Consider the following 26,920-nt stretch of genomic DNA (forward strand, 5'->3'; position numbering starts at 1 on the left):
CTCCTGCTGAAGAGGAAGTTGAATTGGCTAACCCAAGTGTCAGGCTTAATGTCATCAGAAAAGGGAGCATAAACTTTTTCATGTTTTTTATTTAAAAGCTAAGAAAAAAAAACCGTAGTTGTCAAGTCTTTTAATAAAAAAAACTATTTTAGGTTATGATAATGAGATCATAAAATCTAAAAATTCTCCCTCAAATATTTCCCTGTAAAGTTCTCCTCCTCTTTTGCCAAGTCCTCAGGAGTCCCGGCAAAGGTCAAATGACCTCCTTTATTTCCTCCTTCTGGCCCTAAGTCAATCACCCAATCAGCGGATTTGACGACTTCGGTATTGTGCTCAATGATGATGACCGAGTGACCCTGATCGATGAGAGCATTGATGCTGTAAAGCAACTTACTAATGTCATGGAAGTGCAGACCAGTGGTAGGTTCATCGAAAATGAACAGGATATGATCACCGGTTTTGGTTCCACCTTTTCCAAGGAATGAGGCCAATTTCACCCGTTGAGCTTCTCCTCCTGATAGCGTATTTGAGCTTTGACCCATACCAATATATCCTAACCCAACTTCCTGAAGTGGCTGAAGCTTATTGATGATCTGAGTTTTGCCTTTGAAAAACTCTAAAGCCTCATCGATGGTCATGCCGAGAACTTCGGAAATGTCCTTGTCTTTGTACTTGACTTCGAGAATTTCATTTTTGAAGCGCTTGCCTTTGCAGGATTCGCAGGTTAGGTGGATGTCCGCCATAAACTGCATTTCCACCGTGATCGTACCTTCTCCGGAGCAGGCTTCGCAGCGCCCTCCATCCACATTGAAAGAGAAAAACGCAGGTTTGTAACCTCGCTGCTTGGAAAGTGGCTGTTCAGAAAACAGATTTCGGATTGCATCATATGCCTTCACATAAGTCACAGGGTTAGAGCGAGAAGACTTGCCGATTGGATCCTGATCCACAAATTCCACTTGGGTAATTTGCTTGAAATCACCTTCGATTTTATCGTATTTCCCGCTTTCGTCAATCACGGTTCCCAGCATTTTTCCCAAGGCAGGATAGAGCACCTTTTTGATCAATGTAGACTTTCCCGAACCTGAAACTCCAGTCACACAAGTGAGCGTATTGAGCGGAAATTGGACGGTCAGATTCTTCAGGTTATTTTCTCTTGCACCTTTTACGGTAATAGAGTCCTTCCATTTGCGATTGCCAGTTTTGTTGAAAATCTTCTCCTCGCCTCGCAAGTATTTTGCAGTATAGGTTGTTCCAGAGCTGATCAAATCCTCGATTTTTCCCTGGAAAAGCAATTCTCCACCCTTCACTCCAGCATCAGGACCGATGTCAATGATTTGATCCGAAGCTTTCATCACCTTATCCTCATGCTCCACCACAATCACGGTATTTCCAAGATCTCTCAATTCTTTAAGCACTTCGATCAGTCGATCCGTATCTCTCGGGTGCAATCCGATGCTGGGTTCGTCTAGAATATACATGGAGCCGACAAGCGCCGAACCTAAGGAAGTTGCCAACTTTATCCGCTGAAATTCTCCTCCCGAAAGTGAGGAGGTCAATCGATTGAGCGTCAAGTATCCCAAGCCAACCTGATCCATGAATTCCAATCGGCTGACAATTTCTTTGAGAAGACGATTGGCAATTTTTGCTTCATGAGCTGGTAACTCCAGCTTTTGAAAGAAAACCAAAGCATCTTCAATCGGCATTAAGACGATGTCAGTGATGGATTTTCCTTCAACTTTTACATAAGAAGCATCTTTGCGAAGCTTTGTCCCTCGACAGTCCGGACAGGTTGTCCTTCCTCTAAATCGGGAAAGCATCACACGATATTGGATTTTGTAGGTTTTCGTTTCCAGATCTTCGAAAAAAACATTCAGACCTTGGAAGTACTTATTCCCAGTCCAGATCAATTCCTGCTCTTTCTCGGTCAGTTCACCGAAAGAACGATGAATCGGAAAGTCGAATTCAATGCCTTTTTTCAGCAATGGTTCCAACCACTGTCTGCTGGATTCTCCACGCCAAGGAGCGATGGCACCTTCATAAACCGACATCTCTTTATCCGGAATGACCAAGTCTCGGTCGATGCCCAAGACATTACCGAAACCTTCGCATCGCTTGCAAGCTCCATAGGGATTATTGAAGGAGAAAAAGTTGACTGAAGGAAGCTCGAAGCTCATGCCATCGAGTTCGAATCGATCAGAGAATGACTTGGTTGCGACATCCGGAACGGTGATTTTACAGTCTCCGTGTCCTTCGAAAAGTGCGGTTTGTACAGAATCGGCGATTCGGAATTGGTTGTCCTCGTCTTCCTTTTGGACAGTGGCGCGGTCGATGAGAATTTCGTATTTGCCTTTCTTTACCTTTTTTGCTTCTAGCAGCTCCTCGACAAAAAATACTTCTCCATCAATCAGAATTCTTGTATAGCCTTTTTGCAGCAAAAGCTCCAATTCCTGCTCGATTTTTCTTCCTCGTTCGATTTGCAAAGGACAGGAAATCATCACTTTGGCCCCTTCCTCGAAAGAAAGAACATAATCTACAATGTCAGTGACCGTGTTATGTTTGACCTCTTTGCCCGAGACCGGAGAGTATGTCTTTCCAACTCTGGAGTAAAGCAGTTTGAGGTAATCGTAAATCTCAGTCGTCGTGCCAACTGTAGATCGTGGATTTTTGGTGCTGACTTTTTGCTGAATTGCGATGGCTGGAGCTACGCCTTTGATGTATTCCACATCGGGTTTTTCCATTCTGCCCAAGAATTGGCGGGCATAGGAACTCAAGCTCTCCACGTACATCCGCTGACCTTCGGCAAAAAGTGTATCAAATGCCAAGGAAGACTTACCTGAGCCTGAAAGGCCAGTGATCACAATAAATTTATTTCTTGGAAGCGCGACGCTTAGGCTTTTGAGATTGTTGACTCGAGCGTTTTTGATGATAATGAATTCCTTAGGATCGAGGGAATCGAAGTCAATTTTAGCGGGTAAAGTGCTTAAAGTCATAGCTGGCAATTTAGCAATCAAACCCTGCAAGTCAGAGAAAAGTTGTAATAAAGGGTTGTATTTGTTGTCGTGGTTGTCAGCTAAAGCTGTTGTTATGGATAATCACTTCTCCTTGTTACAAAAAGATCAATTTCTACTGAGTTTAAATCGAAGATCAATAAATTTTCGATGTCGACAACAATTATTTCTTGACAACCCTAAAAACAATTACAACTCGACAACCATGACAACATTTTTCTTTTTCTTCGCAGCATGGATATTACTTTTCTCCTCGATGGCTTTGCCGAAGGCCTGAAAAACATGACATGGCTCGAGGCTGTGGCGGTGTTTTTTGGGATTGCTTCTGTTTTTTATTCAATGCGGGAGAATATTTGGGTGTATCCGACAGGGATTGTTTCCACGCTCATTTATGTTTGGATTTGCTTTGAGTATAAGCTTTACGCCGATATGGGCATCAACGCTTACTATTTCAGCATGTCGATTTTCGGTTGGTATGTGTGGACGCATCCTAAGGAAAATCAAAAAGTCTTGCCAGTGACTTGGTTGAATGGAAAAGGTTGGTTGATTTCGATAGGACTTTTTGTGGTTGCCTATCCTATTTTGGTCTTTGTGCTTACCAGTTTCACTGACAGCGATGTGCCTTTTTGGGATTCATTTACCACAGCTTCGGCATTTGTGGGGATGTGGTTGATGGCAAAGAAAAAGGTAGAAAACTGGATTTTTTGGATTATCACCGACTTGGTTTCAGTTCCCTTGTATTTTTACAAAGGATTGATTTTGACTTCCTTCCAATTCTTGTTTTTCACAGTATTGGCAACTATGGGACTTTTCGCCTGGATCAAATCTGCAAAAACCTATGCAAAAGCCTAAGCGAATCTTAATCCTAGGACCCGAATCCACAGGGAAAAGCACTTTGGCGGAGGACTTGGCTAAGCATTTCGGCGAACCATGGGTGCCGGAGTATGCGCGTGAATATTTGGAACAGATCAATCGACCTTATCAGTTTGAAGATCTGGTTGAGATCGGAAAAGGACAGGTTGCTTTAGAAGATAAAATGGCTGGAAGAGCCAAGAAATTGCTCTTTTGTGACACCGATCTGCGAGTTATCCACATTTGGTCGGAACACCGATTTGAGAAAACTAATACTTGGGTTTTGGAGGAAATTGAACGTAGAACCTACGATCTGATTTTGCTTACTGATACAGATTTGCCTTGGACCCCGGATCCGTTACGTGAGTATCCTGAACTTGAAATGCGGCAGTATTTCTTCAAAAAGTATCTTCAATTGGCTCAGGAAAGTGGTTTCCCCTTTTTGATCGTTTCAGGAGATCGTGAAAAGAGACTAAACACTGCGATTGGGGCTTTAGAAGAGTTGATTTGACAGACCTGCCAGGTTTTCAAAACCTAGCAGGTCTATAACTCCTCACCATTTTTTGAACGAAAGCGCCGCCGCCTCCACTAAGCGCATTTGATCCGGATGATAGTTGTTGTTCAACACAATAATTGTTTTGTTTTCTTCTATAAATCGCACAATAATGGTCTTGTAGCCGGGATTGTCTCCAGTGTGCATGACCATTTTCCCAAATGGACTTTTGGGTTCTACTTCCCAACCAAAACCGTAATAGCTTCGGGTTCCGTCATTTAGTTTTGCAGGTGTAAACGCTTCCTCCAGTGTTTCCTTTTTGACGAGTTTTTGGGTATAAAGTGTCTGATCCCATTTCAGTAAATCTTGGGCAGTGCTACTGACACGACCTGGGCCTTTGCGATTGCCTAGCCAAACGGTGTAGTCAGATGAGTGGAATTTATTTGCATTGACGTAGTTTCCCAGACTGTCTTTGAGATGGCCTGCGGCAAGGTTTTTGACGGCTGCTTTTTCCTCCAAAGTTCGAATACGGGTGTCTTTCATTCCCATTGGCTTGAAAATCCATTCTTCAGCCAATTCCACAAAGTCCTTTCCACTTACCTTCTCAGCGATACTTGCCAGCAAAACATATCCTGTATTGCTGTATTCGTAATTTTCTCCGGGTTCAAAAATCATGGGGGGAGAATAGCGGTTTAAATATTCTAAGATGTCAGGGTTTCCTGCAACTTTGTTTTTGTCCCAGTGCGAATCCATGATAGCCTGGTAGTCGGGCAAGCCGCTGGTATGATTTAGCAACTGTCGAATGGTGATTCCTTTGTAAGGAATATCCAGATATTTATCAACTCGATCATCGAAAGAAAGCATCTTCTTTTCTTTACAAATCATCACGATCATAGCGGTAAATTGCTTTGATAGAGAAGCCAATTCAAAAACATCAGAAGAGTGAAGAAGAATTCTATTTTCGAAGGATCGAAAACCAATCGCTTTTTCAAGAAGCACTTTACCGTCCTCTGCCACCAATACGACTCCTGAATAACCATTGCTTTCTGCCTGAAGAATTGCCGATTCGAGAATTTTTTGCTGCGCAAAAAGCGGACTTATCCACATAAATAGCAGCGTGAATAATGTGGATAAGTTTCTCATTTTGCCAAAGAATATTTGTTAATGAATTTAAAAGTTGCATCGAAAGCATTCACCCAATTTTGATGCAAAAGGAAGGAATGAACCTCGTCAGGAAAGACCAATTGCTCCACATGAACCCCTTGTTTTCTTAAGACTTCCGCCAATTCCACACTTTCGGAGAAAAGCACATTTCGGTCATCGTCACCATGAATCAGGAGCACAGGATCCTTCCAGTTTTTGACAAAGTTCATTGGTGAAGACTTAAAAGCGAGTTCTGCCATTTCGGGAAATTTTTCGGGAGCATACCATGATGCAAAGACGGGAATGTCATTGTTCCAGTTGTGTACTCCATGAATATCGACGCCAACGTTGAATTTTTCAGGCGCTTGAGAAAGCGCATGTGCGGTCAAGAATCCACCATAGCTTCCTCCCCAAGGTGAAATTTTTGACTTATCCACATCTGTTCTAGCCGCCAGATAATCCGCTGCGGCCATCACATCCTGAACTTCACTTGCTCCACCGGCTCCATAGTTATCTTCCTCTCGGAAGTCCATGCCATATCCTATCCCACTTCGGTAATTCAATATTAATGCAATGTATCCCTGAGAAGCGAAATATTGCTGTGCAGCATATGTATGACTGTAATACATACCATAATTGAAGCCCAAAAGCATTTGTCTTCTACTGCCTCCATGTAGAAAAATGACAGCAGGATATTTCTTCTTTGGATCATAATTCGCAGGAAGAAGAAGCTGTCCATAGCTTTCAAAACCGTCTTTAGCTTTCAAGGTAATGGACTCGGGTTTGGATAGCTTTTTCGGAAAGTTTCTAGGGAATAGTTCGGCTGCAAGGATCTTAGTTTGTCCATAGGTTTGGACCATTGGCCAACCAGGCCTATCCCAATTTGATGAGAGCCAAGCCAAACCATTTTCTATCCGAACAGGTGCCCAGTTGATGGTCTGTGGATCAGAAAGTAGTTCCAATTCAAAGGTGGATAAGTCCAGTCTCGACACCTGCCGTCGATCGATATTTCCGATGTTATGGGTTACCAAAAGTTCATTTTTGGTGAAGGAAGTCTGAACCCACTCCACTTGTCCTTCTCCTGGAGTAAGGTGCTTTACCTCCTTGGTTTTTGGATTGACGCTATACAATTGCATCCAATTGTTTTTTTCCCAAGGGAAAACCAAGGAACCCGAAGGTGTCCACCAAAGTCGTTCGCTGACTGCCGGCAAATCGTCTACCATGACTGATCCATTGCCTTGATCAGCTTTCCATACTTCCTCAGCTTTCATTGTTTCGATATCCAAAACCCGAATACTCCACGGGTTTGCTGATTTGATTGAGGTAAATGGAAGCAGATTAAGGATGTTCGGAATTCGCAGATATGCTAGTTTTTTCCCGTCAGGACTCCAAGCGGGATAGGCATCGAAGTCAAGACTGGCTTCTGGATACTTCAATTCCTTTTTCTCCAAATCCCACAAACCAACAAATGAATGATCCGAGCGGCTGGACATAAATGCCAAATACTTTCCGTCAGGAGAAAATGAAAGCATGGCTGCATTTCCTCGTGCCGTAAAAAGTTGCTTTACCGAGTCCGTGGTATCTGATGCGGCTTTCAAATAAACCGCTCCGCCAGTCTGGTAGGCAACATTTTGGCCATCTGGACTGAAAATAGGTGAGGTACCGGGAGAAAACCAACGGGATTTTTCACTTTCCAGATCTAAGCTGTAAATCTTCTTATCCGTATTTTCCTGAAGTTGGGCTGGATTTGCAGGTTGGCCATTTGAATTTCGACCATTGCCGCGAACGAAAAGCAATGTTTTGCCATCGGGAGAAAAGACCAATGGTCCAAGATCCACTCCGATATCACCTTTGTAATCGGTCAGCTTTTTGGCGGCATAATCCGGAGCTTTTGCATAAAAAACATTTCGCTCGCCTTGATCATTGAAAACCCATGCGATGGCAGTTCCATCGGGAGATGCCGTCATTGAAGTTGGAAAAGGAGTCGAAAGGTAGTCGGCGATGCTTTGTGAATAGGCGAAAAATGTAAGTAGTATGAGGTAAGTGGTAAAGAGTGCCTTTTTCATTGAGTTGTGGTTTTTTGGAATTTACTTAACCTTCATCAACCCTCCAAGCCTTTTGAATCGGTTTGAGATATTTGATGTCCTATTTTCAATTCAGTTTTAAAATTCTAGCCAAAAAAATCCTAGATTTTAGCTCTTTAAACTTAAAGGGCTCACAGATGGCACGGATTTGCACGGATAAAATTAATTTCTGTGGCCAAATGAGAAATCTTAGAGAAACAAGTTATGGAGTGGGTTAGGTGTATTTTTAATGAATAAATAGCTTCGTGATAAAGGGCTCACAGATTGTACGGATTTGCACGGATGAAATTAATTTCTGTGGCCAAATGAGAAATCTTAGAGAAACAAGTTATGCAGTGGGCTAGGTGTATTTTTAATGAATAAATAGCTTCGTGATAAAGAGTTCACAGATGGCACGGATTTGCACGGATAAAATTAATTTCTGTGGCCATCTGAGAAATCTGTGAGAGACAAGAAATTTAGAGAGTTGAAATTTTGAAAATAGACTTACAGTAAAGCAAATGATTCTTCGAGTTTGTATCGTTTTTCTTATTATTCTCAGTCCCATTTTAGCTTTTCCCCAGCAGAAAAAAATCGTTTTCATCATTTTGGATGGGATTCCTGCTTCGGAACTGGAGCGAGTCGACACGCCTAATCTTGACGAAATTGCCGAGATTGGAGGTTATGCCAGAGCTTTTACCGGAGGTAAAAAGGATGGCTATTCCCAAACTCCCACGATCTCGGCTGTAGGCTACAACTCTCTTCTAACTGGCACTTGGGCCAATAAACATAATGTATGGGGTAATGGAATTGAAGATCCGAATTACAACTTTTGGACGATTTTTCGCTTTTTGAAAGAGGCTAGACCTGATGCCAAGACAGCGATTTTTTCCACTTGGCAGGACAACCGAACCAAGCTGCTTGGAGAGAACTTGCCTGAGACAAACTCCCTCAAGCTTGACCGCTCTTATGACGGTTTGGAACTGGATACCCTGACTTATCCACATGATGAAGAGCATTATTATATCCGAGACATTGATGAAAAAGTGGCTGATGAAGCGGCCAACTACCTGCTTTCGGATGGCCCAGATTTGTCATGGGTCTATTTACAGTTTACCGATGATATGGGACATAGGTTTGGCAAAAGCCCCGAAATGGATGAAGCTATCCGTCTTGCTGATGCTCAGGTTGGGAAAATTTGGGAAACTGTGCAATACCGTCAGAAAGAATTCGGAGAAGATTGGCTGATTTGGATCACCACGGACCATGGTAGAAAAGAACCAGAAGGCAAAGATCATGGAGGACAAAGCGATGCCGAGCGGGAGATTTGGATGATTAGCAATGCCCAAAACTTGAATGATCGTTTTCATTCCGGGCATGCGGCAATGGTGGATATGGTGCCTTCGTTTCTTCGGTTTTATAATTTAGTGGTGACCGAAGAAAGGGAAAATGAATTAGATGGAGTTTCTTTAATCGGACCAATTTCAATTATTGATGCTGATATAATTCGAAAAGGAAGAGGACGAATTTTGACCTGGAACTCTGTGGATAAGTCGGGTAAGGTCAAAATTTCCTGGAGCCCAACGGACAATTTTTCCAAAGGGGGAAATGACATGTATATGCTTTTGGAGGAAGTAGAGTCTGTTTCTGATCGGTTTGAAATCCCAAGATGGATTTCTAAAAAGAAGTTTTTCAAAATTTTAATTGAAGGAGAGAAAAACACGCTGAATGTGTGGAAAACTTCCAGTAAATAAAAAAGAGGCTGTACCAGAAAAAGTTTCAGTGTCAGCCTGAGCGGAGTCGAAGGCCATTTCTAGGGAACTGGACTACATTTCGACTCCGCTCAATGTGACATTAGGTACTTACGAGACAGCCTCTTCAATTACCTTTTTCAATTCTGGATTAATTCATTCCTCCTTTTCTGGTTGGAGATCTTTTGCCAGGCCACTCAGTAGGTTCACCTCTCTGATTGACCGGAATACGCTGCTCTCTCGAAACCATTTCAGACTCCTCACAGGCCATATAGACCAAAATCGCAGTTAGGATCGCATTGTTCCTCACATCTTCGAAGACGATTTTATCATAGGTGTCCAAGTTGGTGTGCCAAGTGTAATTGAAGTAATTCCAAGGCAAAGCGCCCAAATTGAAAGCCGGAACCCCAGCTGCAACAAAAGAAACGTGGTCAGTTCCACCTGCACCAGGGTTTCCCGGGAATTCGGTTTTCAGTTCACGAGTAATGTCTCTCGGCACTTTACTCAACCATCGACCGAGGTAATCATAACTGTGAACATATCCTTGACCTGAGATATTGACAATTCGACCTGTGCCATTGTCCTGATTGAATAAGGCTTGGATTTTATCAATCATTTCAGGATGATCTTCTACAAAACCTCTTGATCCATTAAGTCCCTGCTCTTCAGAACCCCAATGTCCAACCAAAATAGTTCGCTTTGGATTTGGATATACAGCCTTTAGAATTCGCATTACCTCCATCATTAAGATCGTACCGGTACCGTTGTCGGTAGCGCCCGTTCCTCCATCCCAAGAGTCAAAGTGAGCCGATAGCATTACATATTCGTCAGGCTTTTCGGTTCCTTTGATTTCTGCGATGGTGTTGTAAGTAGGCTGAACTCCTGTTTCTTTAGACTGAGCATTTAGATTGATTTGTGGTTTTTTACCACTTTCAGCCAATCTGTAAAGCAGGCCGTAATCCTCCAGTGATATGTCAACAGTAGGAACTTTCTTCGTGGAGGCAGAGAAAATTTTGTTTGCTCCAAACGCATTCGACCAATAGGAGGTGATGATGCCTAAAGCTCCTGCATTTTCAAGAGCAATTGGCAACTGGGCTCTGTTCTTTCCTGTGGCGGCAAGTCGCTTATTCCATGACTCGTTTATTTTAGTACGTTCTGCCCTAATTCTTTCTATTGATTCAGGCGTGCCATGCTCATCCCAGTTGTAGTCGGGTCGACCGGTGATCTGAGGTACAGAGATCATGACGTATTTACCCTTTACTGAAGGAAGCCATTTTTGGAAAGCCACGGAATCAGCAAAGTCCGGAAGGATAACCACTTCACCTTTGGCTCCACCTTGTGGGGAAGAAGGACTCCAAGCCAATTGAGTTCCCGCCAGCGATCTAGTCCATGGTGCGATCATGTCGATGTGCGTGATTCCTCTTTCCCAACCTCTCCATTCGCCCCATTTTTCATTTCTCGCGGGGATTCCCCAAGATTGATAAGTAGAGACAGCGAGGTCGTGTGCTTTTTGCATTTGGGGAGAACCGACCAATCTTGGTCCTACACCATCCATGATTTCATGGGCCAAAACTTCCAGTTTGGAGTTTTCAGTGGCTTCTTTAATGATGGCATCGATTACTTGGTTTTGAGCCTGTACTTTGACAGACACCAAAAGCAATAATCCGAGGCCGTAGCGATAGATTTTATTCATTGGAATTTAGTTTAGGGTTTAAAAATAGGTTTTGAAAAAAATAAAAAGGAACCGTTGGTGGATTTTGGTTAAATCAATTAAAATTTTTTTGGATATAATTTGAATTTGCAACTATATTCAGTTACTTAGAGTTGTGTCCAAAAAGGAAAAACTGTTAGAAAGATTTCTGGAACTCCCTTCTGACTTCCATTATGATGAGATGGTAAAGCTATTATCACAGTTTGGATTTTATGAGGTCAAGAAAGGAAAAACCTCCGGATCAAGAGTACGATTTGAAAATACTGAAGGTATTCCAATCATGCTTCACAAGCCCCACCCTAGCGGAATTCTAAAAAAGTATCAAATGAAGCAAATTAAAGAGTTATTGAAATTATGAAATTGAGCCTGCCTTTGGCAGACAGGCATGACTGAAAGTGACACAGAGAACAATGGTTATTGACCATGCGAGATTCCACCTGCCTGCCGGCAGGCAAGTGGGGCCCCACAGAAAAATTATAAAGACATGAAATCAAGCATGACCCTGTCGGCGACACACAGAGGGATGATTATAATTCATGCGAAGATTCCATATGGCCTTTAAAAATCAAATTATAATCATATGAAATATTTAGAATACAGAGGTTTTACTGGTAGCATAGAATATAGCCCTGAGGATGATTTGCTTTTCGGTAAAATTTTGGGAATCCAAGGATTGATATCTTACGAAGGAGTGACTGGAAAACTTCTTGAGGAGGATTTCAAGACTTCCATTGATGAATATTTGGCAATTTGCAAAGAGCAAGGAAAAGCCCCGGAAAAATCCTTTAAAGGGAGTTTTAATGTTAGAATTCCTGCAGAATTGCATCAAAGGGCTGCTTTAAAGGCCATGGAAGAAAAGAGTTCTTTGAACAATCTGGTTTCAGAAGCTATTCGGTCGCATCTCAGTAAGGAGAAGGATGTGGTTTAGTTGATTTTCAAGGCACATCTCATTTTTCTATGTATGTAATCAACTCAAATTTTAAAAAGCCTTATCAATGAACTTGGCAGATTTTATCATTTATTTTCGATTTCGAAGTACATCTATGTCAAGATCCAAGTCAATAGATCCTTTCATAGTAAGAATTCTTTTCCGCTTTGTTTGAGCTATTTTTTCCTCAAGAACTAACCTGATTGCTTGACTTTTAGTAGTTGCTCCTGTAAGCATCATTACTTCTTTGAGCAATTCTTCTGAGATTCCAATCGTTATTCGCATGGCTTTTTGTTTTCAGAGTTGCTCCATTTTCTTAAGTTAAGAATGAAGTTCTATAAATACATTCATCTTCTGACCTTCCAATAATTATGATTTTCATCAGGATTGAAGTATTTCTTCTCCCGTTTCTGTTATGCGGGATGGTTTTTTATCCGAGATAAAGTTTATTTACGCTTGAAGTAAACCAAAAATCTGACTGATGGCCTCTGATATTGAAATGAAGAGTTTTCTCTGGAAAATCATTGAAAACCGTGCGGAAGAAAAATCATGCTTTTGGCTTCGCCAAAAGGCCGAACAAATTGAAAGTTCCAGCACTAATTCTACATTCTTCCTTGCTTTCTCCCAAGCTTCTCGCTTTTTCAAAAAGGATAATCTTGGACTTAGTACGGAAGAGAAAGATAAAGCAAAAAAGCTAGTTCCAGGATTTGAACCAGGTCATTGGGATTTGCTTCAAACGGCCCGAACCTACCTTTTACTTCACTTTCCTCAGGAAAAGAAAAAGTGGTTTATTGCCATCAATCAACTTTTTGAAACTGGGGATATGTATGAGCAACAGGCGCTTTATGCCGCTTTGCCATTAATGCCTTTTCAGGAAGAATTGCTTCCTCGGGCGATTGATGGATGCCGGACAAATATGACGCTGATCTTTGATGCCATCGCGCTGAATAATCCTTTTCCTGCTAAATACTTCCCCGAAGCCAATTGGAATCAATTGGTTTTGAAATCCATCTTTATGCAGCGACCGCTCTATCGAATTCAAAAATTGGATGAGCGAAGAAATCCAGCCTTGGCAGATATTGCATCGGATTTTGCACATGAGCGATGGGCGGCAGGAAGGGAAGTGATGCCTGAATTGTGGCGGCTCGTGGTGCCATTTATCAATGAAAAGTTCATCTCAGATTTGAAAAGAGTACTTGCCTCAAATAACCAATTGGAAGTAGAAGCAGGACTTTTGGCTTTGTTCGGTTGTAAGTCTGAGGTGGCGAAACAGTTGCTGCAAGGGCACAACGAAGAGGTCATGGCCATCGAATATGGAGAAATCATCTGGGATAAAATCGGCAGGGACTTTCAGGAAAAAAGAGTTTGAATTCCTTAAAGTCCTAATTTTAAAATGACTATTCGGAATGTTGAACGTAAGCTGTAGAAACCATATTATTAGATATAAATCCCCCTTACCCCCTTTAAAAAAGGGGGAGTTGCCCAAATTAATCATCAAAGCCAGTTTCTAATTCGGTGTGTGCATGATTACCGATACACATAAAAATTTAAGTTTGAATTATTAAAACCTGAAAAAATGGAAATGTACATAGATCCTCATATTCACTTGGTTTCACGCACGACAGACGACTATGAAGCCATGCGAAAAGCCGGAATTGTTGCGACTATCGAGCCTGCCTTTTGGTTGGGTCAACCTCGAACTGAAGTGGGTTCTTTCAAAGATTACTTTAGCACTTTGGTAGGTTGGGAGAGATTCCGAGCCAGTCAATTTGGGATTGTGCACTACTGCACGATGGGCTTAAATTCCAAGGAAGCCAATAATGTGGCTTTGGCCGAGCAAGTGATGGAGCTTTTGCCGCTTTTTGCGGGGAAAGAAGGCGTAGTAGCCATCGGCGAAATCGGCTATGACGATCAAACTGAGGCCGAAGACAAGTTTTATCGCCTGCAGCTCGAACTGGCAAAAGATGTCAATCTCCCGGTACTTATCCACACTCCTCACCGGGACAAGAAAAAAGGAACTACTAGATCCATGGACGTAGCCGAAGAGCATCAAATGGATCCCGGTTGGGTGGTCGTCGATCACAACAATGAAGAGACAGTGAAAGAAGTTTTGGATCGGGGATTTTGGGCAGCTTTTACCATTTATCCACATACCAAAATGGGTTCGGAGCGAATGGTGGAAATCGTCAAGCAATACGGACCCGAGCGCATAATCGTGAATTCTGCGGCTGACTGGGGGATTTCTGATCCTTTGGCTGTGCCAAAAACTGCCAACCTGATGCGTAAAATGGGAATTCCTGAGGAGCACGTGCGACTTACAACTTATCAAAATGCTTTGACTGTTTTCGGCCTGAGCGGACAAATGGATGAAAACGATTGGCTCAAAGCTCCTTCCATTGACCAAACCAAGAAACTGGGTGGAAACTCTGTCCTACGTGGCGGTCAAGTTCCGCGAGTAGAAGGTCCTGCCGACCGAGTTGAAAATTAATCTATGGCCAAACACGGAATTTTCCCATACCTCCAACTTACTCGCCCGGCCAATGTAATCACGGCGATTGCAGATATCTGGGCGGGTTTTGCTATTGCCGGTGCATGGGATTATATGGCTACCAATTGGATTTATGGTGACCAACAGTTTTGGCAAAATCTGCTTTGGCTTTCATTGAGTACAATAGGATTGTATGCTGGAGGAGTTGCCTTCAATGATATTGCAGATGCGGAATTAGATGCCATAGAGCGGCCCGAAAGGCCCATTCCAAGTGGTCGAGCATCTAAATCCAAAGCAATTATCATGTCTTTTGCTCTTCTCGTTTTTGGAGTGCTTGCAGCAGCTCAGGTCAATTGGACGGCTGCGATAATTGCTGCAGCAGTTGCTGTTTTGGCGGTGCTTTATGATTATTGGGGAAAGCATCAGCGGATTATTGGACCAATCAATATGGGTCTTTGCCGATCAGGCAATTTGCTTTTGGGCATCAGTGTTGCACCTGAAGTATTGGAGAAAATCTGGCCGATAGCTTTAATTCCTCTGATTTACGTGGCAGCCATTACCATGATCAGTAGAGGGGAAGTGCATGGGAAAAATCGTAAAGCCCTCTTTGGTGGAGGTATAATGTATGCTTCAATCTTCTTTGCAATATTTGCCTTGGCCTATCTGCAGAGTCCGGGCTACTTGCAGATTATACCTTTTTTAGCTTTGCTCGGCTACATGATCTTTCCGCCTTTGGCCAAAGCCATCCGAACTCAAGAACCCAAATTCATCGGAAAATCGGTCAAAGCTGCTGTAATTTCCCTAATCATCGTCAATGCTTCAATAGCGACAGCTTTCTCAGGTTGGCCCATTGGAATCATCGTTTTGCTCCTTCTTTCTATTTCCCTTTGGTTAGCCAAAAAATTTGCCGTAACCTGAGTAAAAATTAAACTAAATCGCCGCTAAAATTGTCTTCAAGGCGGTAATTGCCCAATAACCTATTGCCATTCTGATGAATACCATTCTCGAACAGACCTTTTCAGTTCCTTTCCGATATCCGGTGTGTTTTACGGAGGATCTTTTTGATCCCAAAAACACCATTTTGGCTGATGTGCTTCGGGGAGAGCGTATTCCAAAAGTACTTTTTGTAATCGATAGCGGAGTTGCGGATACTCACCCGCAATTAGTCCAACAGATAAAAGCTTACTCCGAATCCTTCCAAGTCGTATTTACTTTGGCCGCCGAACCCATCATAGTCCTTGGTGGTGAAGCTTGTAAAAATGACGAGTCATTTTATCAGCAAATCGTTGAAGCCACACATTTATATGGAATTGATCGCCATTCCTACATTGCGGTGATCGGTGGTGGTGCTGTATTGGATATGGTGGGTTTCGCGGCTGCAATTTCCCACCGGGGCATTCGTCTGATTCGCATTCCGACGACTGTGCTTTCGCAAAATGACTCTGCCGTTGGGGTGAAAAACAGTATCAATGCCTTCGGCAAAAAGAATTATCTCGGCACATTTACACCTCCAAATGCTGTCTTGAACGATTTTAATTTCCTGAAAACGCTTGATGATCGTGATTGGAGAGCAGGAATTTCCGAAGCTATAAAAGTGGCGCTGATCAAGGATTTAAGCTTCTTCGAGTGGCTAGAGGCGAAGGGTGAAGCGCTTGCAAATCGAAATATGGCGCCTATGAAGGAACATATTATCCGAAGTGCCAAAATGCACATGGATCATATTTCCGGGAAAGATCCCTTTGAGTTTGGTTCATCCCGACCCTTGGATTTCGGGCATTGGGCGGCGCATAAATTGGAAAAATTGTCTGATTTCCGAATTAGACACGGCGAGGCTGTTGCGATCGGGATTGCATTGGATTCTACCTATTCCTTTTTGAAAGGGAAAATTTCACAAGATGATTTGAATCGGATCATCAATTTGATGAAGACCTTGGGTTTTGAGCTTTATGCTCCTGAACTGCAAGGCGATAATCTGATCAAGGGGCTGAAAGAATTCCAGGAGCATTTGGGTGGTCAGTTGACGATTACGCTTTTGGAAAAACTCGGAAAAGGAATCGAAGTTCACGAAATGGATGAGAAATTAATCCGCCAATCAGTAGATTTGCTTCAATCATTTCAGGAAAAATCCAGTCTGATTACTTCCTGACTTTTTAAATTACAAATATGGACATCAAGGGATTTCATCTGAGCTATTGCAGCAATATTCATCCCGGTGAAAGCTGGGAAGCCACTTTTCAAAACCTCAAAATCTATATCCCTGAGGTCCGACAGCGACTGAAAGCCGAGGGCCCATTTGGGATTGGGTTGAGACTTTCCAATGAAGCATCCATTGAACTGGAAAAACCTGAAAAGCTAAACGAATTCCAGGCCTGGATGCGCAAGTTCAATGCGTATGTATTTACCCTAAATTGCTTTCCTTATGGTGATTTTCATCGCCATATCGTAAAAGAAAAGGTGCATTCGCCAGATTGGACTACCATAGAACGCCGGGATTATACCATTCGATCTTTCAAGATTTTGTCCCAACTTTTGCCTCAGGGAATGGTAGGCGGAATCTCAACCTCACCGATTTCGTATCGGCATTGGTTTAAGTCTGCTGAGGCATTGAATAAAGGTATGGAAACCGCAACTCAGCATTTGCTGGAAGTAGTGGAGCAATTGGTGCTGATTCACCGAATCACAGGGAAATTGATGCACCTCGATATTGAGCCTGAACCGGATGGAGTTTTGGAGAATTCCGATGATATGGTTAGACTTTTTACTGATTGGTTGCTTCCAAAAGGTAAACCATGGCTTGCTGAGAAATTTGATATATCCGAAGAAGAGGCTGAAAAGTTGATAAAAACCCATATTCAGGTTTGCTATGATGTCTGTCATTTTGCAATCGTCTATGAAGAGCCGGCTGATACTTTTGCGAAGTTTGAAGATGCAGGAATCCAAATTGGCAAAATTCAGATTTCCGCAGCGCTAAAAGTTTCGATTCCTGAAACTCCCAACGGGAAGTTTAGCTTGGGTAAAAAATTACAGTCATTTGTAGAGTCCACCTACCTGCATCAAGTGGTGGCAAAGCAGGAAGATGGAATGCTAAAATCCTATTCAGACCTTCCTCAGGCATTGGCAACCTTAGCGGATACCAAAGAGAAAGAATGGCGAATACACTTCCATGTGCCTGTTTTCATGGAGAATTACGGATCATTTTCTTCCACACAAGAGACAATTTCAATTGTACTCAAAGAAATTTTATCCAATCCAGAAATCACCCAACATCTGGAAGTTGAGACCTATACCTGGGAAGTTTTACCGGAAGATACACGCCTGAGTTTGGGAGAGTCTATTGCTCGGGAATTGGGCTGGGTGATTGGGGAGATGGAGTAGTCTGAAGGTTTGTGATTTACGATTGTTGATTTACGATTTACGAGTCTCAGAGTAGTTTCAGGCTTTTTCTCAGATTTTCAACCTATTTGAGAACAAGGATTGAAGTTCAATTTGAGGCCGTAAATCGTAAATCTGAATTCGTAAATGAAGGCCTAAACCAAAGCGTAGTTGGGTGCCGCTTAATGATTTTAGAAAAAATTATGATGAAGACCGTCGTCCTTGATATAGTTGCCCTTTCTCCACGAGTCATCGGAGAGCATACGCCTTTTTTGAAGAGCTGGATTGACACCAAGCAAAGAGCGGTTGTCGAGCCAGTGCTTCCTGCGGTGACTTGCTCGGCTCAGTCGGTGTATTTGACAGGAAAATGGCCTTCGGAAAACGGAATTGTAGGTAACGGATGGTATTTCCAGGACGAATGCGAGATCAAGTTTTGGAGACAATCCAATAAATTGGTGCAGGCGGAGAAAGTATGGGAAGTGCTCAAAAAGGAAAATCCGGATTTTACCGTAGCCAATATGTTTTGGTGGTACAATATGTACTCGAGCGTGGATTATGCGGTTACACCTCGTCCGCTTTACCTTCAGGATGGACGCAAAATGCCGGATTGTCATTCCCAACCTATGGAACTTCGGGAGCGACTACAAAAGGAACTCGGACAATTCCCCTTATTTTCCTTTTGGGGACCAAAAACGTCTATCGAATCTAGTCGCTGGATCGCTGAGGCAGCCATGAAAGTTGATCAATGGCATAACCCAACCCTGAATCTTATTTATATCCCGCACCTGGATTATGGACTTCAGAAGTATGGGATTGACTTTGACAAAATCGGTAAGGATCTACAGGAAGTGGATGACTTGGCGAAAGACCTGATCACCTATTTTGAGAAGCAGGGAACTCAGGTTTTATTACTTTCAGAATATGCCATCACCACGGTTAACAAGCCTGTTCACTTGAATCGGATTTTCAGAGAAAAGGGCTGGGTTCAGGTGAAAGATGAATTGGGTAAAGAGACGCTTGACGCAGGAACTTCAGCGGTTTTTTCGGTCGCTGATCATCAGGTTGCACACATCCATGTGAATGACAAATCCAAACTTGCGGAAGTAAAAACCCTTCTCGAAAAGACGCCCGGCGTGGAAAAAGTCTTGGATGAAGCAGGTAAAAAAGCCTACCACATCGACCACGAACGATCAGGAGATTTGGTTGTGATTGCCGATGCGGATTCTTGGTTTACTTATTACTTCTGGTTGGACAATGCAAAGGCACCTGACTATGCGCGATGTGTGGATATTCATCGCAAACCCGGCTATGATCCTGTGGAACTCATTTTGGATCCAAAGATCAAGTTTCCTTTGGTGACAGTTGGCTCAAAAGTGCTGAAGAAAAAGCTGGGTTTCCGCTATCTGATGGATGTGATTCCTTTGGATGCGACATTGGTGAAGGGCGCACATGGGAGAATTCCTGAATCCGACTTGGACAAGCCACTTTTTGTCTCCGATGCAGCTATAAATTCTGGTGGAAACATCCAAGCTACAGAAGTTTTTGAGCTGATTCTAAAGGCAGTAAGAAGTTAATATTCCAAAAATAATGTTGGTTATTCTTTGATTTTAGTTTTCCTAAGCTAGTTTAGTAGTAAAATTATTTACTATGAGGAGACTTGCTTTTTTTGCTGTCGCATTGATCACTTTTTCCTGTGGGACAACTAATTCTGAAAAATCCGCTTCTTCAAATGTCTTAGAAGACATCAGTTTTACTATTGACACGGTCATGGTCGATCCGGGTGAAGAACTCATTAATTTGGCTTCGGGGCTTCGGCTTTCAGATCTTTCACCTGATAAGCGGACACTGTATCTTTTGGATGACAAAGACAAAAGTGTATCGGTAGTCGATTTGGAGGAATTGAAGCTCTTGCGAAAACTACCATTTGAAAAAGAAGGTCCAAATGGAATTGGTCAATATCTTTCCAACATCCAGCTATTACCTAATGAAAGGTTTCTTTTTGCCGGCTTTCAGAATACCGGGATTTATTCCTTCCAAGGTGAAAAAGTGGAAGACATCAAGGTATCTGGTGCTGATGTAGAAGGAATGAATGCTTCCGATGAGAACAGTATTTGGAATGGGATCAGAATTTCAGGCGATGAAAAATTCCTTTTCTCCCTTCCCGGAAATTTCTTTGAAGGTACCCGAGATTTGGTTGTTGTGGATTTTGCAAGCAAAAAAGGGAAAGTCATCGATATTCCAGCCATGGATATCACATCTGAATTTCGGATTGTGCTGCGTTCGGATGAAACGATAAATGTTTACACGGAGGAGATTTCCCTTCAGGAGCTGAATGGTAAATTAATCATTCAAACCACCGCCGGAAGTGATGCTTACCTTTATGATTATACCGCCGATTCGCTCAGGTTATTAACATTCGACCACAAACTAGTTCTGAAAAAAAAGGAAGGAACGGTTCGAAATGAAGTGACTTCACAAAAGGAATTCGAGGATGAAATGGGCAAGTTGAGTTCGCAAATCAGCTTCGAGAAGTTCATTTGGGACGATGGCAGTAAGCGATATTTCCGATTTGCGAAGATTTTCTATCCAAAAGTAGACGACAAAACTCCTCGAAAGGCTGATGTTTTTCTTTTTGCATACGACCAAGATTTCAAACTGATCGGTGAAACCCAACTGAAAGAACTAACGAGTGTCCCTGCTTATCCATTCTTCAAAAACGGCAAACTCTGGTCCTATGTGAATGTGGAGGATGAATTGGGCTTCGCGGTGATAGACTTTAAATTTTAATCAACTACAACATGAAGTTAAAACCAGTTTATCTGATGATTTTGGTGCTTTTTTCCTGTGGGGGAGAAGGCGAAAATGTAGAAAAAAAAGGAACAGTTCTGGAGAATTTCAGCTACACTGTGGACACAGTCGTGGTCAATCCGGGTGAAGAAATCATCAATCTCTCCCGAGGGCTGGGCACTGCGGCTTTAAGCCAAGACAGAAAATATATCTATCAACTGGATGTTGCGAACACCAAAATCAATCAGGTCAATCTGGACAATATGATATTGGAAAAGCAATTTCCCATGGAAAAAGAAGGTCCCAACGGCATTGGTCAGTATGTTTTTAGCATGCAATTCATGGACAATGGAGATTTGTACATGGGAGGATATAATTCCAATGGGCTCTTCAATTTGCAGGGTGAGAAGGTAAAGGACCTCAATGTGAAACCTGAGGAATTGGCGGGGCTTGAGAAGGTGGAAAGTAACTTGCTCACCTCTGGGCTGAAGCTGACCAAAAATGGAAAGTATATGTTTTCCCTACCAGGTGATTTCTTAGGAGAAACCATTGATTTGGCAATCATTGATGTGGAAAATAAATCTGGGAAGCTCCGCAAAATCCCGGCAATGGAGACTGCTTTGAAATACAATCTCTCATTTCGAACAGATAATATGATTCAATATTATGGAGAGTCAATTACTGTCAACTTGATTGAAGACCAAGTTTTGATTACTAATTCGGCCAACAATAAGATCTATAATTATAATATCGAGCAGGATTCCCTGTACCTGATAGACTATAATTTTACTTTGACCGCGAACGAGAAAGATAAGCCGATCATTCAAAAAGTTACCTCAGAACAAGCATTTAAATCCGAGCAGGAGAAAGCTCAGATGCAGATCTATTTTGGAAATCTCCTTCACGATCGGGAGAATAAGCGGTTTTTTCGCTTTGGGAGAATATGGGGACCTCAGGTGGAGGAAGGTCAAACAAGAAAAGGAGAGTTTTTCATCTTCGTTTTCGATCAGGAGCTTAAGTTGATCGGGGAGGCAAAGCTCGAAGGGATTAAGGATATTCCCTATTCGGCATTTTTCAAAGCCGGTAAACTTTGGAACTACGTCAATGTGGATGATGAGTTGGGCTTTGCTGTTTTTGACTTTAAATTTTAAAATGATGAGAAGACTAGTAGCATTACTTTTCCTGCCTTTGATTTTTTCCTGCGGAGATAATTCTTCCGAAAGCGAAACTAATATGGGATTCCTGGAAAATTTCTCTTACACCATCGACACGGTGATGATCGATGCCGGAGAGGATTTTATTTTTCTCCAAGCTCTGAATTTCTCTTCGCTCTCTCCTGACGGAAGCCATCTGTACAGTTATAATTTCAAAGAGGTACAGCTGGAGGTCATCGATCTGAATCAGCTCCGGCTTAAGGAAAAAATCAAACTGGACAAAGAAGGCCCGCTTGGAATTGGAAATTCTTCTAATGTTAAAATCACTAAAAACGGTGATTTTTTCTTCCTTGGTTTTTCAGGTATTCATCAGCTTGATCCCAAGCTGGAGAATATGACTTTGTACGCACTACGAAGGCAAAAATTTGAATTACTTGAACCAGGCGAGACTTTAGATTTTGGTTTTTCCATCTCAGAAGACGGTCAGACCGCTTATGTGGCTTATGGTAAAGAAGATGAAGAGCAGGCAAGAAGCGGACTTGCTGTGATTTCGCTCAAAGACCTAAGCCTTCGCAAGATTCCTGTCAAAATCTGGGAATCATTACAGCCCTATGTGCGGACGCTTTTAGAAAACGGCGAGATGCGCATGAAGACGATTGAGCCTGTAAATAAGACACAAGTAGGTAATCGACTTCTGCTTTCCTCGGGGAATTTCAATGAAGTCTATGTGATTGATTTGGAGACGGATTCGGTTCGGCATATTACCTACACATCCAAGCTTACCCGGGATATGAAAACCCTTCCTGAAAGGACAACTGCAAATTCTAATCTGGAAATGCGGGAGATGTTTGATCAGGCGAATCGGGAAGTAGAGTTTAAGGAATTTCATTTCGATAATAAAAGCAGGAAGTTCTTTAGGTTTTCCCGAGATGTATCGAGGACTATCGCAGACTCAGTGGTGTACAAGTCAGTATTGACAGTTTTTGATGAGGAACTAAATCAAATCCACGAGGAAGAGGTACCACTTGACATTTTTGGACTTCGATTTTTCAAAGACGGCAAGCTTTGGTCTTATGTCAATGTGGAGGATGAATTGGGTTTTGCTGTAATGGATTTTAAGTTTTGACCCATTATGAAAACACTTTACTTCCTCCTTTTCCTTTCAACATTATTTTCCTGTGGAAAAGAGACTTCTGAAAACGCGGAATCAAGAAATATCCTTGAAAATCTAACTTTTAGCGTGGATACGATTATGGTGGATGCGGGCGAGGATTTTCTGAACCTTGCTGGTGGAATTTTTCCCTTCAGTCTAAATGAGGATAAAAGCCAACTTTGGTTTTTTGAAAAGTCTCCAAAAAGGCTTGTTCAAGTGGACTTGGATCAACTGAAAGTTCTAAAAAAGTCAATATTCGAAGAGGAAGGGCCTGATGGGGTAGGTAGCTATGTTTCTGATCTAGAAATTGGTCCCAATGGCGAACTTTATTTAAAAAGCAATTCGGCTGTTGTGATATTCGATCCAAACGGCCAAAAACTTCAAAATCTGATGTTTGTCCCCTCGGGAATAGATTCCATTTTGGCAAGAAACAGGCACGCCATTTTTGATAAATCTGTCTTTGATTTTGGTACTAAAAAAATTTATTCCCATCCCAGTTTCGCAGATGCTGGAGAGTATATGCTGTTGATTCTCAATCCAGAAACTCAATCCGCCACTTCCCTGCCCGTCCCCAAAATGAAAGTCGTGAATGATTATAGCAGAACACAAACTTTTGAAATAGGAGGAAGAATGGCAACATCTTTTTACAGTGTGGGAAGTGACATCACCTTACTTCCAGGAGAAGTAATACTATCCAATGCTGCCATGAGCGGGATTTACAGATTGAATATCCAAACAGAAAAGCTTGAATTTATTGATATCCAACACCAAAATTTCCCCAACTCAATGGATATAGAGATCATTCAAAATCCAGCAGGACCGGAACAAATGTTTGAAAATCAGAAAAAAATATTGGAGCATATCAACTATATGGAGCTCCTTTGGGACGATAGTCGGCAGCTGTACTTTCGGTTGGGAACCAAAACTTTCATGGGAGACAAACCTGGCCCTCCTTCGGTAGAATATTATCTATTTGTATATGATCAGAATTTCAAGGTGCTGGGAGAAACCAAATTGGAGGATGTAAAGGGTTCACTTTGGTCTAGTTTCTTCAAAGATGGCCAGCTTTGGTCCTATGTCAATGTGGAGGATGAATTAGGTTTTGCTGTAATGGAATTTAAATTTTAGACTGATGAATAAACTACCTCTCATATTAGCCTTAGCCTTTTTTTCAGCATGCGCCAGCAATTCTGACACTAGAGAAATCTCTCAAGAAGAGGAACCGTCCAATGTGCTGGAAAAAATGACCCTTTCTGTTGACACGGTGATAATCGATTCAGGAGAAACAATTATTGATACCAGAAACTTGGTTGAGTATGTAAAAAAAGTCTACAGTTCTGTGTCTGAAGATGGGAAGTTGCTTTACATTTTTGATAGAGAGAAGCTGATTCTCCAAGAAATTGACCTGAATTCTTTGAAACTAGTCAATAGATATCCCTTCGAACTAGAAGGCCCGGATGGTGTAACTAGGTTTGTTTATACGTTCAGAATACTTTCTTCCGGTGAGTTTTTGGTGACGGATTTACTTGGAAATGCTGCCCTTTTCTCTGAGTCAGGAAAAAAATTAAGAAGTATTAAACCGAATGGCGAAAAACTGCTACAGAACACGAATCTAGAGCCATATTCTATCAACTCGGATTTGGTAGTGGATAAGAAAGCGGAAAAACTCTATTCGCTTCCTCGTAATTTTAGAACTAAGGAAATTTATTTTGCTGTCATGAATTCTATCGGTCAGACAGGTGAGATTTTTGGAATCCCGGAATTCCAAAAACCATTCAATTTCAGTGTCGAATATAATTCAGGAGGGGGAGGGAGTTCACAAGGAGAACAACTTAGGCTTCAAAAACCAAACGATTTAGTCATACTTTCTTCCACTTTTGGCAATTCAGTTTATGTCTATGATCCTGAACTTGATAGTCTTTACTATAAAGTATTTCCTCATGAGTTAGCGCCTTTAGAGAAAGATATCGAGATCAAAAATCAAGTCTCGAGCGAAGGAGAATTCCAAGCCGAAATTGAAAAACTCTACACCCAGATTGAATATGGAGAGTTTTATTGGGATGAGATATTTCAGCGTTATTACCGTTTTGCGCGAATCGGACTTCCGCGAGCATCACGTGACTCTCCTAAAAGGTATGAGTTCTTTATGTTCGCTTACGACAAAGATCTGGAGCTTAAGGGTGAAACCAAGCTGCAGGGAGTCACCGAAATACCAGAAAGCGGGTTCTTCAAAGACGGCAAGCTGTGGTCCTATGTCAATGTGGAGGATGAGCTGGGCTTCGCTGTGATGGATTTTAAGTTTTAGTGGCCGCATATGGAGACTGAAAAATTATTAATGATGATACGAACCATATTAATCACGACTTGTCTAAGCTTTTTTCTCTTGACTTCTGGTTGTAACGAGGATTTAAAACCTTCAAAATCGGGTTACATCATTTTTGGACACTTTTATGGAGAATGTTTGGGGGAAAAATGCATCGAAATTTTCAGGTTGGAGGACGACAAACTTTTCGAAGATAGCAATGACAGGTATCCAAGTTCTACCGGTTTTTATGTTGGAAAATGGGGAAAACTATCGAGCCAAAAGTTTAATGACACGAAAGACTTGACTAATGATTTTCCATTGGACTTGCTTAATGAAACAAGTACTGTAATTGGACAGCCGGATGCAGGTGACTGGGGCGGCCTTTACATTGAGTATAACTTTGATGGAATTAGAAAATTCTGGTTGTTAGACCAAAAGAAAAGTAATGTGCCCATGAAATATCACCCCTTCATTGATAAGGTAACCGAAAAAATAAACCAACTGCAATGAAAAAACACCTTTTACTAATTCTTGGTATGGGCTTGCTAATTTCAGCTTGTTCCCAAGAAAAGAAAACTGATTCTCCAAATTCCAATTTGTTGGAGAATCTAACTGTCACCATCGACACGCTTCGAGTGGACGTCGGCGAGGAACTTTTCATCGCTGGAGCCTATCAAAAAGGCCAAATCAGCCCCGATGGTAAGCGGATCTATTATGAATATTCCGAAAACCAGGAAATCCATGAGATCGATCTGGATGAAATGCGGCTATTGACCCGCCATCCTTTGGCCAAAGATGGTCCAGATCGGGCTCCTCAATATGTTCAAGGATTTCAGCTATTGCCGGACAACCAGTTTTTTATGTTGTCCCAAAGGATGGGTGGAATCTATGAACTGAATGGGAAAAAAGTAGAATCTATCCCGAATCAATTGGCCGAAATTCCCGGTTTGGAGGAGTTGGAAGGAATCAGTTATTTCCCTCAAATCTGGATAAGTCCCGATCGCACGAAGTTGATGGCTATTCCTTTTAAACATGGAGAGTGGTTTTTGCGGCTTGTTGTGGTTGATTTGCCCAGTCAAACTGGAAAACTGTATAAACTTCCCGCATTGGATATTACAAAGGATTACCAAGTCAGGCAGGAAGAAAAGGATATGAGTATCACTGCCGGAGATAATATTTCATCTTTCTTGATCAATGATCAATTGGCAATTGGAAGTACTTCTACGGCTGAATTTTACCTTTTTGATTGGAAGACAGATTCTCTAGCGCTGATAGAAACTACTCCCCGAATCCTTCTAAAACAGAAATCCGGAGCCATTCGAAATCTAGTAACAACACAGGAGGAACGTTGGGAGGTTTCTCGGCAATTAGGAAAAATGGTCAACTATCGTGATTTGTTTTTTGATTCATCTAGACAGCTTTATTTTCGACTAGCCTCCCAAAATGCCCGATACGACGACCAAGGAAGATCTTTGGGTTTTGACACTTGGCTATTGAGTTATGATTTAGACTTTAAGCTGACCGGGGAGCAGCATATCAAAGAAGTAGATAAGATTCCGATGAATCCATTTTTCAAAGACGGGAAATTATACAGTTTCACAATTTTAGAAGAAGATCCTGGCTTTGCGGTGGTCGAATTTAAATTTTAGATATATGAGACAAACACACTTGATTTTCACTTTGATTTTTCTAGGTTTCACTGCTTGTCAACC

The 26,920-nt window shown here is 42.0% G+C and carries 23 protein-coding genes; 18 read left to right on the forward strand and 5 right to left on the reverse strand.

Features of this window, described 5'->3' with window-relative positions; all coding sequences use genetic code 11:
• Window positions 1-176 precede the first annotated feature (176 nt).
• Window positions 177-2,990, reverse strand: coding sequence for an excinuclease ABC subunit UvrA (gene uvrA, locus ACK4HU_RS02620; RefSeq protein WP_409803291.1), 2,814 nt, complete (start codon window positions 2,988-2,990; stop codon window positions 177-179).
• A gap of 252 nt (window positions 2,991-3,242) precedes the next feature.
• Between uvrA and pnuC the strand changes: the two genes are divergently transcribed.
• Window positions 3,243-3,860, forward strand: a complete 618-nt coding sequence (pnuC, locus tag ACK4HU_RS02625; protein WP_409803292.1) for a nicotinamide riboside transporter PnuC — start codon at window positions 3,243-3,245, stop codon at window positions 3,858-3,860.
• Complete coding sequence (locus ACK4HU_RS02630; protein WP_409803293.1) at window positions 3,847-4,371, forward strand: AAA family ATPase; 525 nt, start codon at window positions 3,847-3,849, stop codon at window positions 4,369-4,371. Before pnuC ends, ACK4HU_RS02630 begins: the two co-directional genes overlap by 14 nt.
• Before the next feature lie 42 nt (window positions 4,372-4,413).
• Here the strand turns inward: ACK4HU_RS02630 and ACK4HU_RS02635 are convergent, their stop codons facing one another.
• Both ACK4HU_RS02635 and ACK4HU_RS02640 read right to left on the reverse strand, forming a co-directional pair.
• On the reverse strand, window positions 4,414-5,496 hold the full coding sequence (locus ACK4HU_RS02635; RefSeq protein WP_409803294.1) for a serine hydrolase domain-containing protein: 1,083 nt from the start codon (window positions 5,494-5,496) through the stop codon (window positions 4,414-4,416).
• Window positions 5,493-7,562 carry a S9 family peptidase gene (locus ACK4HU_RS02640; protein WP_409803295.1) on the reverse strand — a complete coding sequence of 690 codons (2,070 nt, stop codon included), beginning with the start codon at window positions 7,560-7,562 and terminating at the stop codon, window positions 5,493-5,495. Before ACK4HU_RS02640 ends, ACK4HU_RS02635 begins: the two co-directional genes overlap by 4 nt.
• Before the next feature lie 518 nt (window positions 7,563-8,080).
• Here ACK4HU_RS02640 and ACK4HU_RS02645 point away from each other — a divergent pair.
• Window positions 8,081-9,313: an alkaline phosphatase family protein gene (locus ACK4HU_RS02645; RefSeq protein WP_409803296.1), complete on the forward strand. Its 1,233-nt coding sequence runs from the start codon at window positions 8,081-8,083 to the stop codon at window positions 9,311-9,313.
• A gap of 148 nt (window positions 9,314-9,461) precedes the next feature.
• On the opposite strand, the gene ACK4HU_RS02650 is transcribed toward ACK4HU_RS02645, so the two are convergent.
• Window positions 9,462-11,003, reverse strand: a complete 1,542-nt coding sequence (locus tag ACK4HU_RS02650) for a M20/M25/M40 family metallo-hydrolase (protein ID WP_409803297.1) — start codon at window positions 11,001-11,003, stop codon at window positions 9,462-9,464.
• A gap of 199 nt (window positions 11,004-11,202) precedes the next feature.
• Between ACK4HU_RS02650 and ACK4HU_RS02655 the strand changes: the two genes are divergently transcribed.
• Together ACK4HU_RS02655 and ACK4HU_RS02660 are read left to right on the forward strand one after the other, a co-directional pair.
• The gene (locus ACK4HU_RS02655) at window positions 11,203-11,379 is read left to right on the forward strand and encodes a type II toxin-antitoxin system HicA family toxin (protein WP_409803298.1); all 177 of its coding nucleotides are present in this window, start codon (window positions 11,203-11,205) and stop codon (window positions 11,377-11,379) included.
• A gap of 222 nt (window positions 11,380-11,601) precedes the next feature.
• The gene (locus tag ACK4HU_RS02660) at window positions 11,602-11,949 is read left to right on the forward strand and encodes a type II toxin-antitoxin system HicB family antitoxin (protein WP_409803299.1); all 348 of its coding nucleotides are present in this window, start codon (window positions 11,602-11,604) and stop codon (window positions 11,947-11,949) included.
• 90 nt (window positions 11,950-12,039) lie between these two features.
• Here the strand turns inward: ACK4HU_RS02660 and ACK4HU_RS02665 are convergent, their stop codons facing one another.
• On the reverse strand, window positions 12,040-12,234 hold the full coding sequence (locus tag ACK4HU_RS02665; RefSeq protein ID WP_409803300.1) for a type II toxin-antitoxin system VapB family antitoxin: 195 nt from the start codon (window positions 12,232-12,234) through the stop codon (window positions 12,040-12,042).
• 196 nt (window positions 12,235-12,430) lie between these two features.
• On the opposite strand from ACK4HU_RS02665, the gene ACK4HU_RS02670 reads away from it, so the two are divergent.
• From ACK4HU_RS02670 to ACK4HU_RS02730, 13 genes are all read left to right on the forward strand, one after another.
• Window positions 12,431-13,318 carry an EboA domain-containing protein gene (locus ACK4HU_RS02670; RefSeq protein WP_409803301.1) on the forward strand — a complete coding sequence of 296 codons (888 nt, stop codon included), beginning with the start codon at window positions 12,431-12,433 and terminating at the stop codon, window positions 13,316-13,318.
• 207 nt (window positions 13,319-13,525) lie between these two features.
• Window positions 13,526-14,437 carry a TatD family hydrolase gene (locus ACK4HU_RS02675; RefSeq protein WP_305353214.1) on the forward strand — a complete coding sequence of 304 codons (912 nt, stop codon included), beginning with the start codon at window positions 13,526-13,528 and terminating at the stop codon, window positions 14,435-14,437.
• A gap of 3 nt (window positions 14,438-14,440) precedes the next feature.
• Window positions 14,441-15,355 (forward strand): UbiA-like protein EboC, encoded by a 915-nt coding sequence (gene eboC, locus ACK4HU_RS02680; protein WP_409803302.1) that lies wholly within the window; start codon window positions 14,441-14,443, stop codon window positions 15,353-15,355.
• A 73-nt stretch (window positions 15,356-15,428) separates the two neighbouring features.
• Window positions 15,429-16,583 (forward strand): 3-dehydroquinate synthase, encoded by a 1,155-nt coding sequence (locus ACK4HU_RS02685; protein ID WP_409803303.1) that lies wholly within the window; start codon window positions 15,429-15,431, stop codon window positions 16,581-16,583.
• 17 nt (window positions 16,584-16,600) lie between these two features.
• Complete coding sequence (gene eboE / locus ACK4HU_RS02690) at window positions 16,601-17,812, forward strand: metabolite traffic protein EboE (RefSeq protein WP_409803304.1); 1,212 nt, start codon at window positions 16,601-16,603, stop codon at window positions 17,810-17,812.
• A 200-nt stretch (window positions 17,813-18,012) separates the two neighbouring features.
• Entirely contained in the window at window positions 18,013-19,383 is a 1,371-nt protein-coding gene (locus tag ACK4HU_RS02695) for an alkaline phosphatase family protein (RefSeq protein WP_409803305.1), read from the forward strand.
• A gap of 73 nt (window positions 19,384-19,456) precedes the next feature.
• On the forward strand, window positions 19,457-20,596 hold the full coding sequence (locus ACK4HU_RS02700; protein WP_409803306.1) for a DUF4221 family protein: 1,140 nt from the start codon (window positions 19,457-19,459) through the stop codon (window positions 20,594-20,596).
• A gap of 11 nt (window positions 20,597-20,607) precedes the next feature.
• Entirely contained in the window at window positions 20,608-21,747 is a 1,140-nt protein-coding gene (locus ACK4HU_RS02705; RefSeq protein WP_409803307.1) for a DUF4221 family protein, read from the forward strand.
• A gap of 1 nt (window position 21,748) precedes the next feature.
• Window positions 21,749-22,876, forward strand: a complete 1,128-nt coding sequence (locus ACK4HU_RS02710) for a DUF4221 family protein (RefSeq protein WP_409803308.1) — start codon at window positions 21,749-21,751, stop codon at window positions 22,874-22,876.
• Between the two features lie 6 nt (window positions 22,877-22,882).
• Window positions 22,883-24,031 (forward strand): DUF4221 family protein, encoded by a 1,149-nt coding sequence (locus ACK4HU_RS02715; RefSeq protein ID WP_409803309.1) that lies wholly within the window; start codon window positions 22,883-22,885, stop codon window positions 24,029-24,031.
• Window positions 24,032-24,035: 4 nt separating this feature from the next.
• The gene (locus ACK4HU_RS02720) at window positions 24,036-25,208 is read left to right on the forward strand and encodes a DUF4221 family protein (protein ID WP_409803310.1); all 1,173 of its coding nucleotides are present in this window, start codon (window positions 24,036-24,038) and stop codon (window positions 25,206-25,208) included.
• 30 nt (window positions 25,209-25,238) lie between these two features.
• Window positions 25,239-25,718 carry a hypothetical protein gene (locus tag ACK4HU_RS02725; protein ID WP_409803311.1) on the forward strand — a complete coding sequence of 160 codons (480 nt, stop codon included), beginning with the start codon at window positions 25,239-25,241 and terminating at the stop codon, window positions 25,716-25,718.
• A complete protein-coding gene (locus ACK4HU_RS02730) occupies window positions 25,715-26,857 on the forward strand; it encodes a DUF4221 family protein (protein WP_409803312.1) in 1,143 nt (380 codons plus the stop codon). Before ACK4HU_RS02725 ends, ACK4HU_RS02730 begins: the two co-directional genes overlap by 4 nt.
• Window positions 26,858-26,920 lie beyond the last annotated feature (63 nt).

The sequence above is a fragment of the Algoriphagus sp. genome (assembly GCF_046296635.1).
Classification (GTDB): Bacteria; Bacteroidota; Bacteroidia; order Cytophagales; family Cyclobacteriaceae; genus Algoriphagus.